A 20,675-nucleotide genomic window follows, 5' to 3' on the forward strand; every position below is an offset into this window, starting at 1 on the left:
GCAGAGATGCTGCTCAACTGATGAGGCAACGGGCTTCCTTGGTCGTGCTGGTGTCGTAACCGCGTCACTACCAAGGGGCCCGTTCTCTCATGCCCGCGACCACACCCGAACCTTCGTCCAGATGATCACCGCTACCACTCGAACAAGATCCGGTTTGCCACAACGCACTGAGACCAGAACATTCTTGGTCTGCTGGTGGTACAGCATCCGTACGGCCTTGACCAGCGTAAATGAGAGGGTTGGAGAAAGGTTGGCAGGCGCTGGCCCGTATGTGGTCCGGATCTTGGGCGAGGGCTTGGGCGGTGGGGCTTGGCTACGGCAATCACGGAGCTTGCTGGTCCTGGGGCCTTGCCCTATGCGTGCACCTGCCCCCTGGGTGGTTGCCTGCTGGCCCGTCCGTGAGGCCGCGGCCATGAGCACCTGCGGCGCCTTGTACGCCCACACCGCCCTGCGCGTCGGCTACTACCCGGCGTACAGCCCGACTCGTCTGCCGCTCTTTATTTCGCAGTTCAGAGGCCATGTTTTCCCACTGAACAAACTGCCCGGGGCGAATCCGGGTCGCATTCGGGCCTGTGCGGATCGCGGCACGTGCGAACCGGATGCCCCGTGCCGTCAGCGCCAGACCGGGGACTTCCGCGACGCCGCAGCGCCACGGGGCGAACGGCCCGAGCGTGGGAAGGCATGGCCCCTTGATCGCACCGTCCGTGACCGATGATGCCGAGGAGCTCGTCGCCCATCCATCCGAAGTGGCGCAGCAGGCCGGCCCGGCGCAGCGCATCGTCGACCTTGGACAGAGCCGGGTCCCCAGTGGGAACGGATTCGACCACGACGACGGTCAGGGCGACGTGCTCGGAGAAGCCCAGCAACGTCGAGGCCTCGGCCACTGTGGAGGGATCGTGCTCGCCTTCCAGGACGAGGCGACTGAAGGCGCGGTTGCGCACCTCCGTGCGACGGCCGGCCAGGTCGCGCTCCGTGCGGCGATAGGCGTCGACGACCTCGACGCTGTTGGCTTCCGTCGCCTCCCAGACGCGAATCAACCCGTCGAGGAAGTCGGGATCGGCGCTGATGCCACGTGCCCGCCCCGCGGCCAGCACGGCCTCCCACAAGGTCCTGAGGTCCAGCTGGAAGGAGTGCATCAGAGCGGTCAGGGGAAACGCCTGCTCCGCTCGCTCGCGTCCCACGTCCTCGGTAGCGCGCGAGACCGTCCGGGGCACCGGACCGCCGGCCAGCCGGGTCAGGGCGAGTTCGAGGGTCCGTCGCATCCCCTCCCGTTTCTGGACCGGATCCCGGCCCGCCGACGCGTATGCGGCCTCCTCGGCTTCCAGCTGTTCGAGGGCGCGAGAGGTCAGTTCGTCGAGTCGTTCCTCGAGGAGCCTGCGCGCGATCGCCTGCACCACGTCGTGGCGGGCCTCACCCTGACGGCGTCCCGGGCCGCTCACGAGGACCGCCCGGCCCGACGACAGTCGTCAGCAGACGGATACGGGGCAGTCTCCGGGAAATGCCGCTGACATGCCGGTCGGACACCCTGACAGAAATTCAGGCGGAGGTGCCGGTGACCGCGGTGCCGGACCCGGTCAGTGTGTACGTCAGTCGCGTCCCGCTCCAGAAGTAGAAGGTGAGGGTCACGGCGGCGCCGTCGGTGACATCGCTGAAGAACGCGGTCGGCAAGGTGATCGTGCCCGCGGTGTAGTCCGGCGTGAAGGCCACGTTGAACTGCTTGTACGTCGTCCAGGACTGCGGACCGGCGGGGCTGCCGTCGGCGTAGACGGCTTCCATGGTCGCCAGCTTGTCGCCGTTGAACGCGGTGGGTATTACCAGCGAGGCCGTCGTACCCGTCGCGCTCGTCAGCACCGGCTTGTCATAGGTGATGACGTTGACGGCCCAGGGAGTTCCGTCCGAGAACCGGAGGGACAGGACGGCATTCGTGCCGTGCTCCTGCGACGCGGTCAGCCGGCCGAGCGTCGCCGCCGCGATCGTCAGCGTGCTGCCGCTGACGGTGTAGTCCACGCCTCGGACCAGGTGGCGGGCGCCGACGACATCGATCCTCGTGAGCCGTGTGCCGTTGAGATTCAGCGTGATCGTCGCGTCCGCCGGGGTCCTGCCCCTGGGCACGAAGAGCTGATCGGTGGAGGCGGTGCCGGAGCGCCCGGTCCAGCTCGAACGGATCTGCGCATAGAGGCTCGGGTCGTTCCATTGCAGGGTGCGGCGGTTGAAGCGACTGCCGTTGTCCCACAGCATCGTGGTCAAGCCCCGGTATCGCGCGTAGTGGCCGAGATACTCGAGGTACTTGAGCGTCTCTCCCTCTTCGACCGTGCCGGGGCCGGAGTCCCAGCCGAGCAGCCCGTACTCACCGACGACGGCCGGGATCCCGTTGGCCACGAAGGCCTTGTGGACCAGGTCGAACGTGTCGGTCAGGTCCTGCTGGGTGGCCGCGTTGAAGGTCGTGTAGCCGGCGAGGTTCACGCTGAAGGGCCAGAAACTGTAGTAGTGGACCGAGGCCACGAGATTCGGGTCGTCGAGCGCGGCGAAGGTGGCGACCAGGCCGTCGATCTTGGCCTGATCCGGGGTGTCCCCCAAGGTCGGCATGACAAGCAGCCGGTCGGCATTGCCTCCGCCGGTCGCGCGCACGACGGAGTGGAAGGTCGTGTTGAGCTCGTTCATCAGAACGGCGTTCTGCTCGTCGCCTGAACTGCCGTTGAAGAAGGGCTCGTTGACGCTCTCGAAAAGCAGTCGGCGCGACTCGTCCCGGAAGGTGGCCGCGATCTGCTGCCAGGTGGCCGTGTACTGGGCCAGGACCGCGTCATGCCGGGCCGGCATGTTCAGCACCCACTGCCACGCGTCGCCGTGCATGTTGATCAGAACGTGGAAACCATCGGCCAAGGCCCAGTCGACCACCTCCTTGATCCTGGCCAGGAACACCGGGTCGAGGGTGTAGGCCGGAGCCGGGCCCTCGTGCTGGCCCCAGGTCACCGGGATCCGGATGCTCCTGAAGCCCTGCGCCTTCAGCCTGCGGAAGAACGCCCGGGTCACCCGCGGGTTGCCCCACGCCGTCTCGTCGGCGCCGATGGCCTCGAAGGTGTTGCCCAGATTCCAGCCCGGCTGCATGTCCGCGACCACGTCCAGCGCGGACGCCGACGCGGCGGAACCAGCGGACCGGGCGGCGGATCGGGCGGCGGCCTGGGCGGCCGATGGGGTGGACAACGCCGCGGCGGCGAGGGCCGCGGAGGTCGTCATGGCCTGGCGGCGAGTGAAACCGGCTGAACTCGGCATAGAGCTCTCCATTGAGTCGAAAGGCCTGCCCTCATGTCGGCGGCGTCAACTCAACGTCGAAGCGCTTCGACACGATGCGGGAGCCTAGCGCAGCCTGGCGACGGAGAGAATGGTCTGATCCGCATGGAAACTGCATCGAGGCCGAAAGACCTTGCGTCGAAGCGCTTCCCTGCAATAGGCGTCAGGCGCGGTGTCGCGCAGGCTCGTCGGGGTTCCCTGCCCATTTGCCGCCGACGCCGACGCCGACGGGATCGGCGGTCGCCCGGCGGTGGATCTCACGCGGAGTGGGTCAGGCCGGGGGGATCTCACGTCTCCACTGCACCGCACCCGGCCCGCGAGCAACGGACCGGAACGTCCCGGCGGGGAAGGCGATCCCGCCGAATCCGTCCGCGATTCCGCAGGTCTTTGGCGGAGCGGGACTCTCTTCTGGCGTACCCGGTGGTGGAGGCGGTGTGCGCGACGGCGATGTCCCGCCAGGGCGGGGCCGCGAGTTGGTGGTGGGCGGTGGGCTGGTTGGTTCAGATCGGCGAACTCCACGGTCACGTAAGCGACTTGCAAGCCCTGTGGACCGAGGGCGCCGTCCAGCAGATCACCAACGAGAACACCACCCTCAAACAGCGCGTCCGCCGGCTCGCCACCGACAACCGCACCCTCCACGAGCGACTCAAGGCCGCCCGCTCGAACTCCTGACCCCGAGGTCGGATATCGCCAAAGGACCTGCGGGTGAGCGAGCGTTCAGGGAGCAATGGCGCCGCAACCGGCGTGAGGGTGTCAGGCCGGCCCGATCGCGCTGGTTGCGGCGGCCGTGCCCCGCACGCCGGCGCGGGGGAGGGAGATGACGCCTGTCATGCCGACGAGTCGACAGGCGTGTCCGAGGTGGCCGAGGAGGATCTACGGACGCGCAGGACGAACCCGGCGCTGTCGCAGCGGCCGGGCAGTGCCCGGAAGTCCTCCGCGTCCATGCGGGAACGCAGGAGCGACACGGCCTTGCGGGCGATCGACTCGCGTCGCGGGTCGACGGTGGTCAGCGGCGGTGAGGCGAAGCGGGCCGCTTCGATGTCGTCGAATCCGGCCAGGGCCACGTCGTCCGGGACGGCGACGCCGTTTCGTGCCAGGACCGACAGGGCGCCGATGGCGACCACGTCGTTGTAGCAGAACAGGGCGTCGAAGTGGACGCGGGTGCGCAGGAGACGAGCCACCGCGCCGGCGCCGGAGGACCACAGGTCGGCGTTGTCCATGCCGATGACCAGCGAGTCGTCGTAGGCGACCCCGGCGTCCTCGAGCGCTCGGCGGTAGCCGCGCAGACGTCGGCCGCCGGCTCGCGGCTCGGCCTGTTCGCACAGGGCGGCGATACGGCGCCGGCCCTGGGCGAGCAGGTGGGCGACGGCCGCGTGTGCGCCCTGCTCGTCCGCGATCTCGACGTAGTCCAGGCTCAGCCCGGCCGCTTGGGCAGGGCGTTCGCCGAGGATGACCGTGGGCTGGGTGAGGGGCAGGGGCAGGTAGTCCTCGGGGGTGAGGGCCTGCGGCACGTAGATGACTCCGTCCACGAGTTCCTTGTGCGACGTGGACAGGACGGCTCGTTCACGGTCGGCGTCTCCGCGGGTGGTCTCGACCACCACTTTCAGTCCCTGGGTCTCCGGGGCCCGGATGACCTGTTCGGCCAGCTCGGCGTTGAACGGCTGGTAGACGTTCGGGAGGACCAGCGCGATGGTGCCGGTGCGCTGGGAGCGCAGGCCGCGGGCGAAGGGGTTGATCTGGTATCCGAGTTCCTCGACGGCCGCGCGGACGCGGTGCTCCGTTTCCGGGCTGAAGGAGCCGGTGCCGTTGATGACGTTGGAGACCGTCTTCGTCGACACGCCCGCCCTTTCGGCCACGGTACGCATGGTCACGCCCCGCCCCATGCGGCCATCCCCCCCAACGTCGATTCACGGACGGTCAGTTGGAAGTCGGCGACGACCAGCCGTCCTGGCTCCTGGTCGACCGTACCGTTCATGCGGTCGTTCAGCAGGGCCAGCGCTTCGCGGGCGATCTGGGCCCTGCCGGGGGCGACGGAGGTGAGCGACGGGTGGGCGTACCGCGCGTCGTCCGTGTCGTCGAACCCCGCCACCGCCACCTCCGCCGGGACCCTCAGCCCTGCCTCCTGCACGGCGTGCAGGGCGCCCAGCGCCAGCGCGTCCGCGAAGGCGACCACGGCGTCGAACGGGATGCCCCCTTCGATCAGCCGGCGCATTCCCGCGGACCCTTCCTGGCGGTTCCAGTGCGGGGTGCCCACTTCGAGGACGAGTTCGGGGAGGTAGGGCAGGCCGGCGTCGCGCAGCCCGTCCCGGTAGCCGTCCAGCCGCAGGTGGGCGGCGGCCCGCTCGGGCCGGCCCGTGTGGTCTGCACCGAGGGCCGCGATCCGGGTGTATCCCAGGGACACCATGTGTCCGACGAGGGCCCGGACGCCTTCCCGGTTGGCCATGGCGACCCGGTCGACGTGTGCGTCGTAGGCGCGTTCGGAGATGAACACCGTCGGCACGGTCCGTGCCACGGTGAGGGCCTGCGCGTCCGACAGGCCCACCGGGTACATCAGCAACCCGCCCAGGTGCGGCCCGTGTTCGCGGACCAGCGCGAGTTCGGCCTCGGCGTCTCCTTCGGTGAGCTCGATCAGCACGGTGAGCCCGTGGCGCTCCGCCTCCCGCATGATCTCCTCGGCGAGCGAGGAGAAGTACGGCTGGGACAGGTACGGCAGGGCGAGGCCGATCAGGTCGATCCGGCCGGTGCGCAGGTTGCGGGCCACCGAGTTGGGCCGGAAGTCCAGCTCCGCTATGGCGGCGTCGACCTTCCGCCGGGTCTGCTCGCTGACGTTGGGCTCGCCGTTGACCACACGGGAGACCGTTTTCAGCGACACACCGGCCCGCTGGGCCACGTCATTCATCGTGGACATGCCCGAACTCTAGGCTCCGGCCGGGGCCGGGCGGCGCAGCCCGGCACACTCGGCCTCGGTGAGCGGCAGCACCGATCCGTGGCGGAGTCCCCGAGGCAGCGCGCAGACCTCCGGGTCGGCCGCCGGAAGCCATACGGGGCTGTCCAGGCGGTCGGCCCGGAAGGGCACGTAGCCGCGGCCGAGGAACTCGTCCAGCAGGAGCAGCCAGCCCCGCCCGTCGGGCGCCGGAAGCACGATCGGCCCCTCGGCGTGCGCCAGCCCTGGCAGTTCTTCGGTGCCGCGGCCCACGCCCCGCGCCACCGGCTCGTAGTGGGGGGCGGTCAGGTCCCGGGAGCGCTCCACGAAGACGAACTTGGCGTCGGGGGCGTCCGGTGTGCCCGGCAGGCGCTCGTCCTTGGTGAACCGGTAGAACCATCCGTCGTGCTCCACGACGGTCGAGTCGATGACGGGGTACCCCGTGTCGACCCACACCCGCGGGTCCCCGAACGTGCGGAAGTCCTTGGTGGTCGCGCAGTACATGCGCTGGTACGAAGGGCTCTCGTGCAGCGGGTCGTCGTCCGGGTAGACGGTGGAGGCCCAGAACACCAGGTACTCCTCCCGGCCGGGGTCGTAGACGGCCTCGGGCGCCCAGACACACCCGGCCTGCTCCGGCATGACCGCGACCCGGTGCGGCCCGTCCCACCCGCGAAGGTCGGCCGAACTCCACACCAGCAGGTCGCGGCTGCCGTGCGCGATCGCCTGTTCCCAGCCCGCTCCGCCGTGGATGCGCAGGTCGGTGGCGAGCAGATGGAATCCGCTGCCGTCCGCGGCCCGCACCAGGAACGGATCCCGCGCACCGCCGCCCGCGGGGGCGAGCGGGGCAATGCCGGTGAGTTCCGTCCAGCGGTCCATGCGGGGGCTGTCGCAGAGCGAGAAGCGGATTTGCTCGCCGTCGGCGCGGTGCTCGCCGGTGAAGTGGGCGAAGAGATAGCCGGCGGGCCGTTCGGGTCCCGCACCGAGAGGCGGCTGTGCCTTACCCGCGGCTCGGTGATCGCGGTGGGCGCTCTGGGGCACTGGGGCTTGTCTCCTCGTCTGCGGGGGCGGCATGGTGCGAGCTTCGCACCGGAGATTCATCGTTGTCAAAGAGTGAGACGTCCCTTTGCGTGAGGCAGGCCTCGCTGCGGCCCGGCTCAAGATTGGAGAATGCGACGAAGGCAATGGTCTTGAACTGCGCAGATGCTGATCAGGGCTGGACTGCTTGGAAGTGCCGTTCGATGTCGGTCCGGCAAAAGGCCGACGGGAGAGGGTTGACGACGATGTACCTGGCGGCCATCCTGATCCCGCCTCCCAGCCGTAACACCCGGTTAACGCGGTGTGTCGGCGCACGCTTCCCGACGAAGCCGGCGGTCGCCGGCAGAAGAAGGTCGTCATGGCCTCCCTTGTCCCCGCCCCGGCACCCCTGTACGAGGACCCCGTCCACGCGGGTCCGACCGATCCCGTCGTGCAGTACGACGGCCGGCAGTGGTGGATGTTCTACACACAGCGCCGCTCCGACGTGGCCGCGCCCGGCGTCGCCTGGGTGCACGGCACCGCGATCGGCGTCGCGACCAGCCCGGACGGCCGCGACTGGCTCTACCGCGGTGTGCTGGACAGCCTCCCGTTCGAGCCCGGCACCAACACCTTCTGGGCCCCGGAGATCGTGCGGGCACCCGACGGGGTGTTCCACATGTACGTCAGCTACATCCGCGGTGTACCGGACCGCTGGGAGGGCCACGACCGGCAGATCCTGCACTACACCAGCGGCGACCTGTGGCACTGGGTCCACGCCGGACCGGTGCCGCTCAGCTCACGCCAAGTCATCGACGCCTGCGTACACCCGCTGCCCGACGGCTCGGGCTGGCGCATGTGGTACAAGGACGAGGCCCACGGCTCGCACACCTGGGCCGCGGACTCACCCGACCTGTACGACTGGCGGGTACGGGGCCCGGTCCTGGAACACCGGCCGCACGAGGGACCCAACGTCTTCGCGCTCGACGGCCGGTACTGGATGGTCGTGGACGCCTGGGACGGCCAGGACGTGTTCCGCTCCGCCGACCTCGACGACTGGACCCCGGCGGGCCGCATCCTCGACGGCTCCGGCACCCGCGAGGACGACCAGGGCGTAGGACACCACGCCGACGTCGTCGCGGGACCCGAAGCGGCCTGGATCTTCTACTTCACCCATCCGGACCGGGACCCCCAGTCCCCGGACAGTGACGGACCGGCGCAGCGTCGCTCCGTGGTGCAGCTGGCCCGGCTCACCACCGACGGCGACCAACTGCTGCTCGACCGCGACACCGTTCCCTTCCACGCCCTGCCCCGGCCCTGACGCCTACGGACCCCGTCCCCGGCACCCCCGCCTGGCCCTGCACCCGTACCGCCACACCCGCGCACACCACACCGTCACGCGCGCTCTCCCCGAGAGGAACCACCATGCCCAGCAACCACAACGACAACGGCACCCCCCAGCTCAGCAGACGACGCTTCGTGCAGGGCAGCCTCATGGCCGCCGTCCTCGGCGGCACCGCGCTGGGCACCTCCGCCTGCTCCACCAGCACCGCGGCGAGCGGCGCCGGCGGCAAGGGCTCGGTCTCCTTCTTCTCCTGGGACACGCAGACCGTCATGAAGCCGGTGCTGGACCTGTTCACCAAGCAGACCGGCACCTCCGTCTCCTTCTCCTACGCCCCTCCCGTGCCGCAGTACGTCTCCACCCTGCAGACCCGCCTCCAGGCCCACACCGGCGCCGACGTCTTCATCCTCACGGCCGAGGACAAGCAGCTGGTCGGCGGCGGCTTCGTGAAGAACCTGACCGGCCAGAAGTTCCTGGAGCCGATGAACTCCGCCAACAAGGACTTCATGACGGTCGACGGCAAGGTGTACGGACTGTCGATCTCCTCCTGGGCCGGCGGGATCATGTACAACAAGGAGCTGCTCGCCAAGGCCGGGGCGGACAAACTGCCGGACAGCTGGGACGGGTTCCTGAAGCTGTGCCGCAAGTTGAAGGACAAGGGGATCACCCCGTACTACGACGCCGCACACGACGGCAACTTCATGGCGCTGTGGGGCCTGCTCGGCGGGTACTTCGACAGTCAGGGCAACTTCCCGGACGCCGACATCTTCGCGGGCAAGGCCACCTTCGCCGACACCTGGACCGAACCGCTGGTCGCCTACAGCAAGCTGTACACGGAGAAGCTGACGCCCAAGGCGGTGCTGGGTCTGACCAGCGACCAGGTGGTCAGCGAGTTCGCCAACGGACGGGTGGCCATGTTCGGCGCCGGTACCTGGAACGTGCCCACGGTCCAGAAGAGCGCCCCCCACCTGTCCTTCCAGACCGAGGCCATCCCCGGCATGACCCAGGGCAACAGCTACTGGACCGGTGCCGCCAGCCCGGGCTACGCGATCAACCCCAAGGCCAAGAACCCGGCGGCAGCCCTGAAGTTCCTCGAGTTCCTGGCGAGCCCCGACGCCGTGAAGGCGTACGGCAAGTCCAGCGGTGCGATCACCACCACCAGCAACTACACGCCGAGCTTCGCGGAAGGCATCACCAACCAGGCCCTCGGCGCCCGCTCCGGCAAGATCTACCTTCCGGTCGTCGCCTGGCCGCGCCACTCCAACGAGCTCATCCAGGAGTTCAACACCCAGATGCAGCAGATGGTCCAGGGGTCGGTCAAGCCCCAGGACATCCCCGCCGCGCTGGACAAGAAGCTCAAGCAGCTCGACGCGAAGTAAGCGGGAAGCGACAGCCCTCATGGCCATTCAGACCTCCGACCTCCCCACCCGGGCACGCGCCGGCACCGCACCCGGCGGGGCCCGCCCGGGCCGCCGCCGCCGGCTGCGCGACCAGCTGACCACGCAGGCGTTCCTGGTACCGATCGCCGTCGTGCTGGTGGTGCTGTTCCTGGTGCCGCTCGCCGAGTCGGTGTACTACAGCTTCACCGACTACAGCGGCTCCTCACCGACCCGGCACCTGGTCGGGCTGCGGAACTACCGGCAGATCTTCACCGACCCCTCGGTGCTGACCGGCCTGGGCTTCACCCTGCTGTACGCGGTGGCGACCACCCTGATCGTGACCGTCCTGGCCATCCCGCTCGCGGTGATCCTCAACCGCCGCTTCCCCGGCCGGAGCCTGGTCCGTGCGGCGTTCTTCTTCCCCGCCGTGCCCAGCATGGCGATCCTCGGCCTGGTCTGGACGTTCGTCCTGTCGCCACTGTCCTCCGGGGTGATCAACTCCGTCCTGGGCAGCCTCTTCGGAGTCGGCCCGGTGCCATGGCTGTCGGACAACACCCTGGCCAAGGTCTCGGTGATCGTGGTCGGGGTCTGGGCGCAGACCGGCTGGCACGCCGTCCTCTACCTCGCCTACCTGCAGTCCGTCCCTCGCGACTACTACGAGGCCGCCACCATCGACGGGGCCACCCCGCGGCAGCAGTTCTTCCGCATCACCCTGCCGCTGCTCGCACCGGCCATGACGGTCAGCCAGTTCCTGCTGCTCATCAACGGCCTCAGGGTGTACGACCTGCCGTTCACCCTCACCGGCGGCGGGCCCGGCTACGACACCTACACCATCACCCAGGTACTCGTGCAACGCGGCATCGCCGAGGGCGACTACGGACTCGGCGCGGCGCTGGGCGTGATCTTCCTGATCGCGGTCGCCACCGTGCTGTCCCTGCAACTCTCCGTGACCCGCAGGTTGGAAAGGAGGTTCCGGTGACGGCGATCCTCTCCCGGCTGCGCACACGGGGCTGGCTCACCAGCGCCTACATGCTGCCCGTCTCCGCGGTGATGGCGCTGCCCTTCTACTACGTCCTCGTCAACACCCTCAAGTCACAGCAGCAGACCACCGGTTCACCGCTGGCGCTGCCGACCTCGCCGGACTTCTCCACCTACCGGCGGGTCCTGAACCAGGTCCCCGTCGCGGCGGCCTTCGCGAACACCCTCTACGTCACGGTGTTCTCGGTCGCCCTGATGGTGCTGATCGGCGCCATGGCGGCCTACGCCCTGACGATCCGCCCCACCAGGTTCAACCGGCGTTTCGGCAAGCTCCTTCTGCTCGCGTTCGTCGTGCCCACCCAGTCCACGCTCATCCCCGTCTACCAGATCTTCGTCAAACTGGGCCTGGTCAACAGCCTGAACGGCCTCGTGCTTGTTTACAGCGCCGGATCGATCTTCTGCTGGTTCGTCATCCAGGGCTACATGGCCACCCTGCCGTTCGAGGTCATCGAGGCGGCCCGGCTGGACGGCTGCGGTCCGTGGCAGGTCTTCTGGCGGATCGTACTGCCGCTGATCCGGCCCATCCTGGCCACCGTCGCGGTGTTCCAGACGATGTGGATCTGGAACGACTTCTTCACCCCCAACGTGTACCTCAGCGACCCCGGCAAGAGCACGATCGTGCTGGAGGTCTACACCTCGGTCGGGCAGTTCCAGGTCGACTGGCCGGCCTTCCTGACCCTCAGCGTCATGGCCCTGGTCCCCATGGTGGTCTTCTTCGTCGCGGTCCAGCGGCACATCATGTCCGGCCTGCTCAGCGGCGCCGTCAAGGGCTGAGAGCGGCAACCGCGCCCTGCCTCCGGCGAGTTGGCCGCCGCCTCCCTGATCGACCGGTGCGTTCGGCGCGCCCCTCTCCCCGTATCGCCGGGCACGGCGTGCGCACCGGTCTGCTTCACCTCACTCATCCGCTCCGTTCGAAGAGGAACGCAATGCGAAGATGGCCACGCCGCCTCATGGCGGCCCTGGGCAGCGCGGCGGCCACGCTGGGACTGGTGCTCGTCCCCAGCACGGCCGCCCACGCGGCGACCTGCACCACGTACTACATCTCGTCGTCGTCCGGCAGCGACAGCAACGACGGATGCAGCACCAGCACCCCCTGGAAGACGCTCACGAACGTCAACTCGACGACGTTCACGGCCGGCAACCAGATCCTGTTCCAGTCCGGCGGTTCCTGGACCGGTGAACTCCAGCCCCAGGGATCCGGCGCCTCGGGGAACCAGATCGTGGTCTCCAGCTACGGATCCGGTGCCGCTCCCATCCTCAACGGAGGGGGTGCCGCGGCCACCATCTACCTGAAGGACCAGCAGTACTGGACCATCCAGAACCTGGAGATCACCAACCCGGCCGCCAGCGCCGCGCTGCGCAGCGGCATCCAGCTGGAGAACGACACCACCGGCATCCTCGCCGGAATCCACATCCTGAACAACAACATCCACGACGTGAAGGGCTACTGGGCGAACGTCCAGAACCCCGTCCAGCCGAGCCAGTCCTCCGGCATCGCCTTCGACGTCACCGACAACAACACCACCAGCGGCTGGGACGACGTCCAGATCAGCAACAACACGCTGACGCACGACGACGCCGGCGGCATCTACATCGGCTCACTCGTGGGCCTGAACCACAACATCAACACCACCAGCGTCGTCATCGACGGCAACACGCTCACCGACATGGGCGGCAACGACATCGTCTGCGTCTTCTGCGCCTCACCGGTCATCCAGAACAACGTCGCCACCGACAACGGCTACCGCTATTCGGGCGCCGGCCTGTGGAACGGGTGGACCACCAACGCGGTGTTCCAGAACAACGAGGTCTCCCGCCAGTACCGCAACTTCGTCGACGGCCAGGCCTTCGACATCGACAACAACAACACCGGCACCGTCATCCAGTACAACTGGAGCCACGACAACCCGTTCGGCTTCACCGAGTGGTGCTGCCGCAGCGGCTTCGGCGCCAAGACCTCGGTGATCCGCTACAACATCAGCCAGAACGACGGGGCGTCCAACGCGGTCTTCCCGGGAATGGGCGGCGTCGACAGCAGCACCACCGCCCAGGTGTACAACAACACGATCTACATGGGTGAGGGTGACAACGGGGGAGTGACAGGCGGCACCCCGAACAGCACGGTCGCCTTCTCGAACAACATCGTCTACAAGCTGGGAACGGGCGGCTACTCCACCACCAGAACGACGTGGACCCACAACCTGTTCTACGGCAACCACCCCGCCAGTGAACCGGCCGACTCGGCGAAGATCACCGCAGACCCGCTGTTCGTGAACCCGGGCGCCGGCGGAACGGGCCGGTCCTCCGCGGCGGTCTACAAACTGCGCAGTGGCTCGCCCGCCCTCGGCGCGGGCGCGGTCGTCTCCGGCAACGGCGGCCAGGACTACTTCGGCAACTCCGTCTCCGCCACCGCCGCGCCCAACATCGGCGCGTACAACGGCCCGGCCGTCTCCGGCCCCACGGCCCACGCGGGCGCGTACTGGCCGCTCGAGGAGGGCTCAGGTACCGCCACCGCCGACCTCACCGGCGGCGCCAACAACGGCACACTGCAGGCCGGTGCCTCCTGGACGACCGGCAAGGTCGGCTCGGGCGCGGTCAGCCTGACCGGCGCGAGCAACTCCTGGGTGGACGTGCCCACCCCCGCCGTCGACACCAGCGGCAGCTACACGGTCTCCGCCTGGGTGAAGCCGAACAGCCTCACCGGCAACCAGACCTACGCGAGCATCGACGGCACCACCATCAGCCCCTTCTATCTCCAGCTGTCGGGCGGCACGTTCGCCTTCACCGTCCGCAGCTCCGACTCGACCGGCGCGACGTTCAAGCAGGTCACCGGCGGCAGTCCCGCCGTCGGCACCTGGTACCACCTGACCGGTGTCTACGACAACAGCGCCCACACCATCGCGCTGTACGTCAACGGCCAACTCCAGGGCACCACGGCGTTCTCCTCACCGTGGAAGGCCACCGGTCACACCACGATCGGCCGGGCCAAGTGGAACGGCGCGAACGTCGACTTCGCCAACGGCGCCATCGACGACGTACGGATGATCCCCAGAGCGATGACCGCCCGTGAGGCGTACGCCCTCGGGACCGGCGCCGCGGGCTACTACCAGCTCGACGAGGGCAGCGGCCACACAGTCACCAACGTGCTAGGCAACACCGACGACGGCTACACCGAGGGCAACGCCACCTGGGCGGGCAGCGGCAAGATCGGCAGCGACTCGCTCAGCTTCGACGGCACCGCCGTCACCATGGCGGTGATCCCGTCGTCCGTGATCGACACGGGCCAGAGCTACACAGTTGGCGCCTGGGTGAAGCTCAACTCCGTCAGCGGCAACAACCAGACCTTCGCCAGCCTCGTCGGCGGCAAGGTCAGCCCCTTCTACCTGCAACTGTCAGGAGGCAAGTTCACCTTCGTCACCCGGGCCTCCGACGCGAACGCGTCCACGGCCACATCAGTGACGGCCGGCTCCGCGGCAACGACGGGCACCTGGTACCACGTCCTCGGCGTGTACGACAGCAGCGCACAGACGATCTCGCTGTATGTCAACGGCACCCTCCAGGGCAGCACGTCTTTCACCTCCCCCTGGAAAACGAACGGCGCGACCCTCATCGGCGCAGGCACCTACAACCAGGGGCCGGTGGACTTCACCAACGGCCAGATCGACGACGTCCACTTCTACAACCGGGTGCTCAGCACCGCTGAGATCCAAAGCCTCGCCGCCGGCTGAACCAGCGGCGCCAGGCGACGGGTGCCCACCCGGTCAGAGCAGCACGCGACCCGGGCCGGGCACCCGTCGCCCCTTCGGACGTACCCACGAGAAAGGAGCCGACGATGAGCACCTCTACGCACCGGCCCCGGACACCGGCGCAAGACCGTCCGCGCGGCAACCGTGGCGGCCGGGGCCGCACAGCCGCCTCGGCGCGTACGTCCGCCGCGGCACGCCCCACGGTGCCGCTCTGGCTGCTCGCCGTCGCCGCGGTGCTGGCCGCGGCAGCCGTCACCGCGGCGGTCCTGCTCCCTGACATGCGGAACAGCCGGCCACCGGCCCCACCTGTCACAGCGGTGGTGGCCACGATCGACGGCCAAGAGATTCCGGTACGAGAGTTCGCCCTCTACCTCGCCCAGGAGAGAGCGGCGACCTTCACCCACTTCAGGCAGAAGTTCGGGGCCGTGGACGGCCCTCACTTCTGGACCACTCCGCACGACGGCCGGACACCCGCCGCATACCTCCGCGAGCGGGCACTCGCCGACGTCACCAGGATCACCGTCGAGTTGACCCTGGCCCATCGCCAGGGCCTCGTGGCGGATTCCGGGTACGACGCCTTCCTGCACAACTGGCAGACGGAGAACGCCCGCCGCCGAAAGGCCGTCGCCGCCCACCAGGTCATCTACGGCCCGGTGCAGTACACCGAATCGAACTACTTCACCTATGTCCTGAGCAACCTCGCCGCCGCCCTCCGGGACAGGCTCACCGACACGCGGGCCATCACCACGTCCGACAGCGCCCTTCGGTCCTACTTCACCGCCCACCGCGGCGACTTCCCGCACCAGTCCTTCGCCGCGGCACGCGAGGAGGTCCGGCAGGCCTATGTCCTGGACCGCTACCAGGCGGTGATCGGCCGTCTCACGGCATCGGCCCACGTCAGCGTGCACCACGCGGTGTTCGACGCCCTCCCGGTCAGCTGACCCACTGACAGTTCAGCCCTTCACCGACCGGGCCGAGCCCCACAAGGCGCCCGGGTTGACCCGGTCCGGGTGGATCTCCAACATCGCTCGGTAGAGCTCCTCCGTGGAGGCGGTGCGCGCGACGCAGTCCTCGAAGTCATCGATGTAGGCGCGGGTCTCGGCGAGGATGCCGGGGGAGTCAGGCCGGCCGGGACGCTTGTGCCCCGCCACGACATGGTCGGCTCCGAGGCCGGCGATCACGCCGAGCGCCTCCTTCCACGCCTTGCGGCCCTCGCTCGGTGACTCGGCGAGATAGAGGTGCACGTCGTTGTAGGCGGCATCCCCGGCGACCACGAGCCCGATGGACGGGACGTGCAGTGCGGTCGTGTCGTCGGTGTCGGTGTGACCGAGCGGCACGACCGTCAACTCCCGGCCCTCGAGTTCGAGTACCCGGTCCTCCATCGGGTCGGCTGCCACGAGGCGGTCCGGGATCTGGCCCGGGAACCTCGCGTTCCAGAAGCTCTCGACGAAGCTCGGCTCCATCTGCTTCGCCATGTGCTCGACGACCGCCGGCGTTGCGACCGCTCGGGCGTTCGGGAAGCGTTCGAGGAGGGTCGCCAGCCCGAACCAGTGGTCTCCGTGCCCGTGGGTGACGTAGACCGTCGTCAGATTCCGGTCGTACGCTTCCACCCATTCGGCGAGCGCGACGGCTTGCTGGACCGTCATGACCGGGTCGACGAGTACCGCGTCCCGCTCGCCGTAGACGAGCGTCGAGGAGATGGGCGACCACATCCGCCGCTCCACGCCGGGCGGCAGATCACTGATCTCTGTGGGGATCGAGGGTGAGATGTGGACTGCGTATCGTAGGTCCTTCTTACCGGCCATGGCCGACTCCTGTCGTTTGGTCGTCATGGGGCCCGTGCCCCGCGGTCGAGGCGGCCGTGTGGGGTGCACTCGTTTCTATGCCTGCAGAGACTTCCGGAACCAGTCGAGTGCTTCCGAGCCGGCGGGCTCGAACTGGGCGCGGTACGGGTCGAAGTGGCCGCCGGGGATGAGGATCAGCTTCTTGGGTTCGAGGGCGTCCTCGTAGGCCTCGAGAGCGACGTCGGTCACCGTCAGGTAATCGTCCTTGGCAACAATCATCAGCAGAGGCGTGGGGGACACCCTGCGGATGAACGACCCGGGCTCGTACATGCGCGCCATGCGGGTGGAGCGCACGGTCACCTTGTTCTCCCAGACTCCCTCGGGCAGCTCCTGGAGATAGAAGTCGACCGCGTCCGGGGAGTAGTAGGACGCGCGGACCGCGGGATCGGCGCTGACGATCTGCTGGTAGTCGAGTGGTTCTCCGCGGGCGGCTCTGCGCTCCTCCTCCGCGAACCCCTCCTCAAGGGCGGGAACGAGATGCGGAGGCACCCGCCGAAGGCCCTGCCGGTAGCCGCTGATGTTCGGGACCTGCGCGACGACGGCCTTCAGGCGCCGGTCCGTGGCACCGAGCACGATGGCGTGCCCGCCGGCGAAACTGCTTCCCCAGACGCCGAGCCGGTCCGGATCGACCTCGGGCTGCGCTTCCAGGAAGGAGATCGCCCGACGCCAGTCCTCGGCCTGCACCCACGGATTGACGTCCTGACGTGGCTCGCCGTCGCTGGCGCCGAACGTGCGGTGGTCGTGGAGGAGTACGGCGAAGCCCGCCTCGGCGAACCGCCGGGCGAAGCCCTCCAGGGCGTGCTCCTTGACCCCCGCGTAGCCGTGAGCCATGGAGATGGCCGGATGCGGGCCTTCGCCTTCGGGTACGAAGTACCAGCCGCGCAGGGTCACTCCACCGTCGGCGGTGAAGGCCACGTCTCGCCTGTCAACCATGGTTCCTCTTTTCCGTACTAACACTCCTGCCGCGCCGGGTGGGTGGCGGGCCGGTGGGGTGGGCTGCCGTCGGGGGGCCGTCGGCGAGCCAGGACTCGATCTGCTTCCAGCCCTCGGACCATTCCGGGTCGAGCATCATGGTGTGTCCGACGCCGGCGATTTTCCGGAGTCGCGCCCCGTAGCGCCGCGCGGTGGCCCGTACGGAGACGAGGGGCACGAGCCGGTCCTTCGCGGCGGCGAGTACCAGGACCGGCAGCGGCGGCACGCGTGTCGGCCGGTGGAAGAGGAACTGGTACTGGACGATCGGGGAGTCGGGGGTCAGGCGCTTGCTCGCCTCGGCCGTCGCCGGGTCGTCCGGGTGGGCGTAGAGGATGTGGGGGCCGAGCTTGATCGGCTTGCAGGCTATGTAGCGCGGCACTTCCCACGGCTGCCGGCGCAGTACCGCCAGAATCGTGTGCACCGCGGGGCGTGGGGGCAGCGGAGCGACCAGGATCATGGCAGCGGCGTTCGCCGCCGCGGTCGCGCGTTGGACGACGAGCGCGCCCATGGAGTGCCCGATCAGCACGACGGGCCCCGGGAGCGAGCGTGCGGCGCGGACGACGTCGGCCTCGTAGTCGCTCAGCGCGGAGCGGGCGGCGGTGCCGCCGCTGCCGCCGTGGCCGCGCAGGGAGACCGCCCAGCTGTCGTGTCCGGCCGCGGCCGCCGCGGCCATCCAGTCCTCCCAGACCCAGGCGGCGTAGCCCAGACCGTGCACGAACAGCAACTGGGGCGTTCCGGGTGCCGCGGGTCTCAGTGGCGCGGCGTGGAGCATCTCCAGTGCCGGTTCCCCGGTGAGACCTGGAAGCGTTGTTGCTCTCATAGCGGCGGACCCTAACAGCCTGGTACACAGGTGACAACGGTATGGCTCTGTCGTTTCGGATGCGTTGAAGCAGCCTCCCCACCCTGGGGCCCCGCCGGGCATTTCAGGTGTCGCACACCTGGCGTTGTCACAAGTGTAAGCGCTACGCTCCTGTACACAATCAGAGATTGTCCCTCTCGCCCCGCACTTCCCCGGGGCTGTCCGCACCCGGTACCGACCGGGAGTCGAGCCGGCCATCGTCGCGGGCGCCGAGAGCAGGCCGAGACCGGCAGCCCTTCGGATGAGGCGTTCAACGGAGAGTGCAAATGATCATCGATACGGCATCGCTCGACGCCAGGTCGAGCTACAAACTTCTCATCGGCAGCGTTCTGCCGCGCGCGATCGCCTGGGTCAGCACCCGGTCGACCGCGGGCGTCGGCAACGTGGCCCCGGTGTCCTTCTTCACCGTCGTCGGCCGCCTTCCCCCGATCGTGTCGATCTCCCTTCAGCCCCGCTCCGACGAGGTCACCCTGAAGGACACGTTCGTCAACATCCGGGACACCGGTGAGTTCGTGGTGAACATGGCGTCGATCGGCCATGCCGACGAGGTGCACCGCTCCGCCTTCGAGTTCGACCCGGAGGTCGACGAATTCGAGGCACTCGGCCTGGGGAAGGGCACGTGCGAGGTCGTAGCGGCGCCCCGGATCGCCGACGCCCCCATTTCCATGGAGTGCGTGGTCGATCGGATCATCCCCATGCCCCCGATGCCGGACCACGTGGTCTGGGGGCGCGTGGAGCGCTTCCACGTGCGCGACGACCTCTACCTGCCCGGCGGGCGCATCGACATCGGTGCGCTGGGGGCCGTTGGGCGTCTGGCCGCCGAGTACTCGCTCGTCAACAACATCTTCACCACCCCCCTTCCCGAGGAGCTCGTCGAGCGTCTGCGCGTGTCGCGCAGCGCGCGGCTCGATGAACGTCCGACGGACTTCTCACCCATCGACACGGCGGAATGGTCGCCTTCCGGATCAACGAGGACGGAACCGAAATGACCAGAGACCTTGTTCGCACCGACCCAGCCGGTACCGGCGGTGGCGAGGCGCTCCCGCAGGCGCCGACACTGCTGCTCGTCCACGGCTTCCTGGACGATGCCAGCGTCTGGGACGGCTTCGTCGAAGCCCTGAAGGGTGCCGTGGCGACGGCCCGTATCGATCTTCCGGGTTCCGGGACCCGTGCGTCCTCCGCCGAGGACATGGAAAAGCTGAGCCTGGCCCTCTTCGCCGACGAGGTCGCATCCGTCGTCGACGACATCAAGGGACCCGTCGTCGTGGTGGGCCAGAGCATGGGCTCCCAGGTTGCCGAACTCGCGGCCGCCGCCCGGCCCGGGCGCGTCGCGGGACTGGTTCTGCTCACGCCGGTCCCGCTCGGGGGCACCCGTCTGCCCGAGGAAGCCGTCGTGCCGTTCCGGGCACTCGGCGGGAACGCGGAGGCCCAGGCTGCCGTTCGCACCCAGCTCTCGCCGGCGCTCGACAAGGAGGCACTGGACGCGCTGGGCCGCAGGGGCCTGCTGGTTGCCCCGGCCGTGGTCGCACGGCACGTCGACATCTGGAACAACGGTGTCGAGGAGGCACCGGAACGGAGCGCGTACCTGGGCCCCGTCCTCATCGTCCGCGGCGACAGCGACGGCTTCGTCACCGAGGAAGTTGTCACCGGCGCCATCGCGCCTCGTTTCCCTGCTGCGCGTCAGGCGACGGTTCCCGGCGGTGGGCACTGGCTGCACGTGGAGCACCCCCACGCCCTGGCCCGCGAAGTCCTCGGCTTCCTCCAGAACCTGAATGCCGGCGACGCGGCTTCGGGCTGGCGCAGCGGCTTCTCGGAGCATTCCGAAAACACCTTCGCCCAGGGCTTCGCCGAGGACGTCGTGCTGGAGGCCAGCATTCTTGCCCGGCCGATCGCCGGTCGGGCGCTTGTCGCCTCCGCTCTCGCGGCTGCGAGCACCATCTACGAGTCGCTGGAGTTCACCGCCGAGGCCTCCGACGCAACCACGACCTACCTGCAGTGGAAGGCCACGGCGTTCGGCGGAGTGGAGATCTCCGGCGTCACTCTTCTGGAGAAGAACGCGGAGGGCGATGTCGTCCGGGCGGCGATCCACCATCGTCCGCTCGGAGCAGTCCTGCGATTCTCCGCCACGGTCCGCGACCGGCTGGCCGGCATCGTCCCGCCCTATCACTTCTATGCGGGCGACCCGCAGCCCGCTCCGGGCGCATAGCCCCGTATCCCCGTCTGTCCCGTGCGGCCACCTTCAGCAACCGTGTCCGCAGGAAAGAAATGGAAGA

General features: G+C 68.8%; 17 protein-coding genes. 9 read left to right on the plus strand and 8 right to left on the minus strand.

Features of this window, described 5'->3' with window-relative positions:
- Window positions 1-509: 509 nt before the first annotated feature.
- Both LJ657_RS19140 and LJ657_RS19145 read right to left on the minus strand, forming a co-directional pair.
- Window positions 510-1,397: an RsbRD N-terminal domain-containing protein gene (locus LJ657_RS19140; RefSeq protein ID WP_232649858.1), complete on the minus strand. Its 888-nt coding sequence runs from the start codon at window positions 1,395-1,397 to the stop codon at window positions 510-512.
- 139 nt (window positions 1,398-1,536) lie between these two features.
- Window positions 1,537-3,270, minus strand: a complete 1,734-nt coding sequence (locus LJ657_RS19145) for a cellulase family glycosylhydrolase (protein ID WP_232649859.1) — start codon at window positions 3,268-3,270, stop codon at window positions 1,537-1,539.
- A 405-nt stretch (window positions 3,271-3,675) separates the two neighbouring features.
- Here LJ657_RS19145 and LJ657_RS19150 point away from each other — a divergent pair, with 405 nt between their 5' ends.
- On the plus strand, window positions 3,676-3,960 hold the full coding sequence (locus tag LJ657_RS19150) for a hypothetical protein (RefSeq protein ID WP_232649860.1): 285 nt from the start codon (window positions 3,676-3,678) through the stop codon (window positions 3,958-3,960).
- Window positions 3,961-4,115: 155 nt separating this feature from the next.
- Here the strand turns inward: LJ657_RS19150 and LJ657_RS19155 are convergent, their stop codons facing one another.
- Genes LJ657_RS19155 through LJ657_RS19165 form a run of 3 tightly spaced genes read right to left on the minus strand, consistent with a single transcriptional unit; the run spans window position 4,116 to window position 7,249 of the window.
- Window positions 4,116-5,153, minus strand: coding sequence for a LacI family DNA-binding transcriptional regulator (locus LJ657_RS19155; RefSeq protein ID WP_232650176.1), 1,038 nt, complete (start codon window positions 5,151-5,153; stop codon window positions 4,116-4,118).
- Window positions 5,154-5,155: 2 nt separating this feature from the next.
- The gene (locus LJ657_RS19160) at window positions 5,156-6,196 is read right to left on the minus strand and encodes a LacI family DNA-binding transcriptional regulator (protein WP_232649861.1); all 1,041 of its coding nucleotides are present in this window, start codon (window positions 6,194-6,196) and stop codon (window positions 5,156-5,158) included.
- Between the two features lie 9 nt (window positions 6,197-6,205).
- Window positions 6,206-7,249: a glycoside hydrolase family 43 protein gene (locus LJ657_RS19165; protein WP_232649862.1), complete on the minus strand. Its 1,044-nt coding sequence runs from the start codon at window positions 7,247-7,249 to the stop codon at window positions 6,206-6,208.
- Window positions 7,250-7,604: 355 nt separating this feature from the next.
- Here LJ657_RS19165 and LJ657_RS19170 point away from each other — a divergent pair, with 355 nt between their 5' ends.
- The 6 genes from LJ657_RS19170 to LJ657_RS19195 all read left to right on the plus strand — a co-directional run bounded on the left by LJ657_RS19170 (window position 7,605) and on the right by LJ657_RS19195 (window position 15,668).
- Window positions 7,605-8,543, plus strand: a complete 939-nt coding sequence (locus LJ657_RS19170) for a glycoside hydrolase family protein (RefSeq protein WP_232649863.1) — start codon at window positions 7,605-7,607, stop codon at window positions 8,541-8,543.
- A 104-nt stretch (window positions 8,544-8,647) separates the two neighbouring features.
- Window positions 8,648-9,943 carry an ABC transporter substrate-binding protein gene (locus LJ657_RS19175; RefSeq protein ID WP_232649864.1) on the plus strand — a complete coding sequence of 432 codons (1,296 nt, stop codon included), beginning with the start codon at window positions 8,648-8,650 and terminating at the stop codon, window positions 9,941-9,943.
- 19 nt (window positions 9,944-9,962) lie between these two features.
- The gene (locus LJ657_RS19180; RefSeq protein ID WP_232649865.1) at window positions 9,963-10,922 is read left to right on the plus strand and encodes a carbohydrate ABC transporter permease; all 960 of its coding nucleotides are present in this window, start codon (window positions 9,963-9,965) and stop codon (window positions 10,920-10,922) included.
- Window positions 10,919-11,755: a carbohydrate ABC transporter permease gene (locus LJ657_RS19185; protein WP_232649866.1), complete on the plus strand. Its 837-nt coding sequence runs from the start codon at window positions 10,919-10,921 to the stop codon at window positions 11,753-11,755. Before LJ657_RS19180 ends, LJ657_RS19185 begins: the two co-directional genes overlap by 4 nt.
- Window positions 11,756-11,907: 152 nt before the next feature.
- Entirely contained in the window at window positions 11,908-14,709 is a 2,802-nt protein-coding gene (locus LJ657_RS19190) for a LamG-like jellyroll fold domain-containing protein (protein ID WP_232649867.1), read from the plus strand.
- Window positions 14,710-14,813: 104 nt separating this feature from the next.
- Window positions 14,814-15,668: a hypothetical protein gene (locus tag LJ657_RS19195; protein WP_232649868.1), complete on the plus strand. Its 855-nt coding sequence runs from the start codon at window positions 14,814-14,816 to the stop codon at window positions 15,666-15,668.
- Between the two features lie 12 nt (window positions 15,669-15,680).
- Here the strand turns inward: LJ657_RS19195 and LJ657_RS19200 are convergent, their stop codons facing one another.
- The 3 genes from LJ657_RS19200 to LJ657_RS19210 form a co-directional block, all read right to left on the minus strand.
- Entirely contained in the window at window positions 15,681-16,532 is an 852-nt protein-coding gene (locus tag LJ657_RS19200; RefSeq protein WP_232649869.1) for an MBL fold metallo-hydrolase, read from the minus strand.
- A 75-nt stretch (window positions 16,533-16,607) separates the two neighbouring features.
- A complete protein-coding gene (locus LJ657_RS19205) occupies window positions 16,608-17,504 on the minus strand; it encodes an alpha/beta hydrolase (protein WP_232649870.1) in 897 nt (298 codons plus the stop codon).
- Window positions 17,497-18,363 (minus strand): alpha/beta hydrolase, encoded by an 867-nt coding sequence (locus LJ657_RS19210; protein ID WP_232649871.1) that lies wholly within the window; start codon window positions 18,361-18,363, stop codon window positions 17,497-17,499. Before LJ657_RS19210 ends, LJ657_RS19205 begins: the two co-directional genes overlap by 8 nt.
- Before the next feature lie 305 nt (window positions 18,364-18,668).
- On the opposite strand from LJ657_RS19210, the gene LJ657_RS19215 reads away from it, so the two are divergent.
- Together LJ657_RS19215 and LJ657_RS19220 are read left to right on the plus strand one after the other, a co-directional pair.
- Window positions 18,669-19,391, plus strand: coding sequence for a flavin reductase family protein (locus tag LJ657_RS19215; RefSeq protein ID WP_232649872.1), 723 nt, complete (start codon window positions 18,669-18,671; stop codon window positions 19,389-19,391).
- On the plus strand, window positions 19,388-20,608 hold the full coding sequence (locus tag LJ657_RS19220; RefSeq protein ID WP_232649873.1) for an alpha/beta fold hydrolase: 1,221 nt from the start codon (window positions 19,388-19,390) through the stop codon (window positions 20,606-20,608). The genes LJ657_RS19215 and LJ657_RS19220 overlap by 4 nt, the downstream gene beginning before the upstream one ends.
- Window positions 20,609-20,675 lie beyond the last annotated feature (67 nt).

The organism is Streptomyces guryensis (assembly GCF_021261325.1).
Classification (GTDB): domain Bacteria; phylum Actinomycetota; class Actinomycetes; order Streptomycetales; family Streptomycetaceae; genus Streptomyces; species Streptomyces guryensis.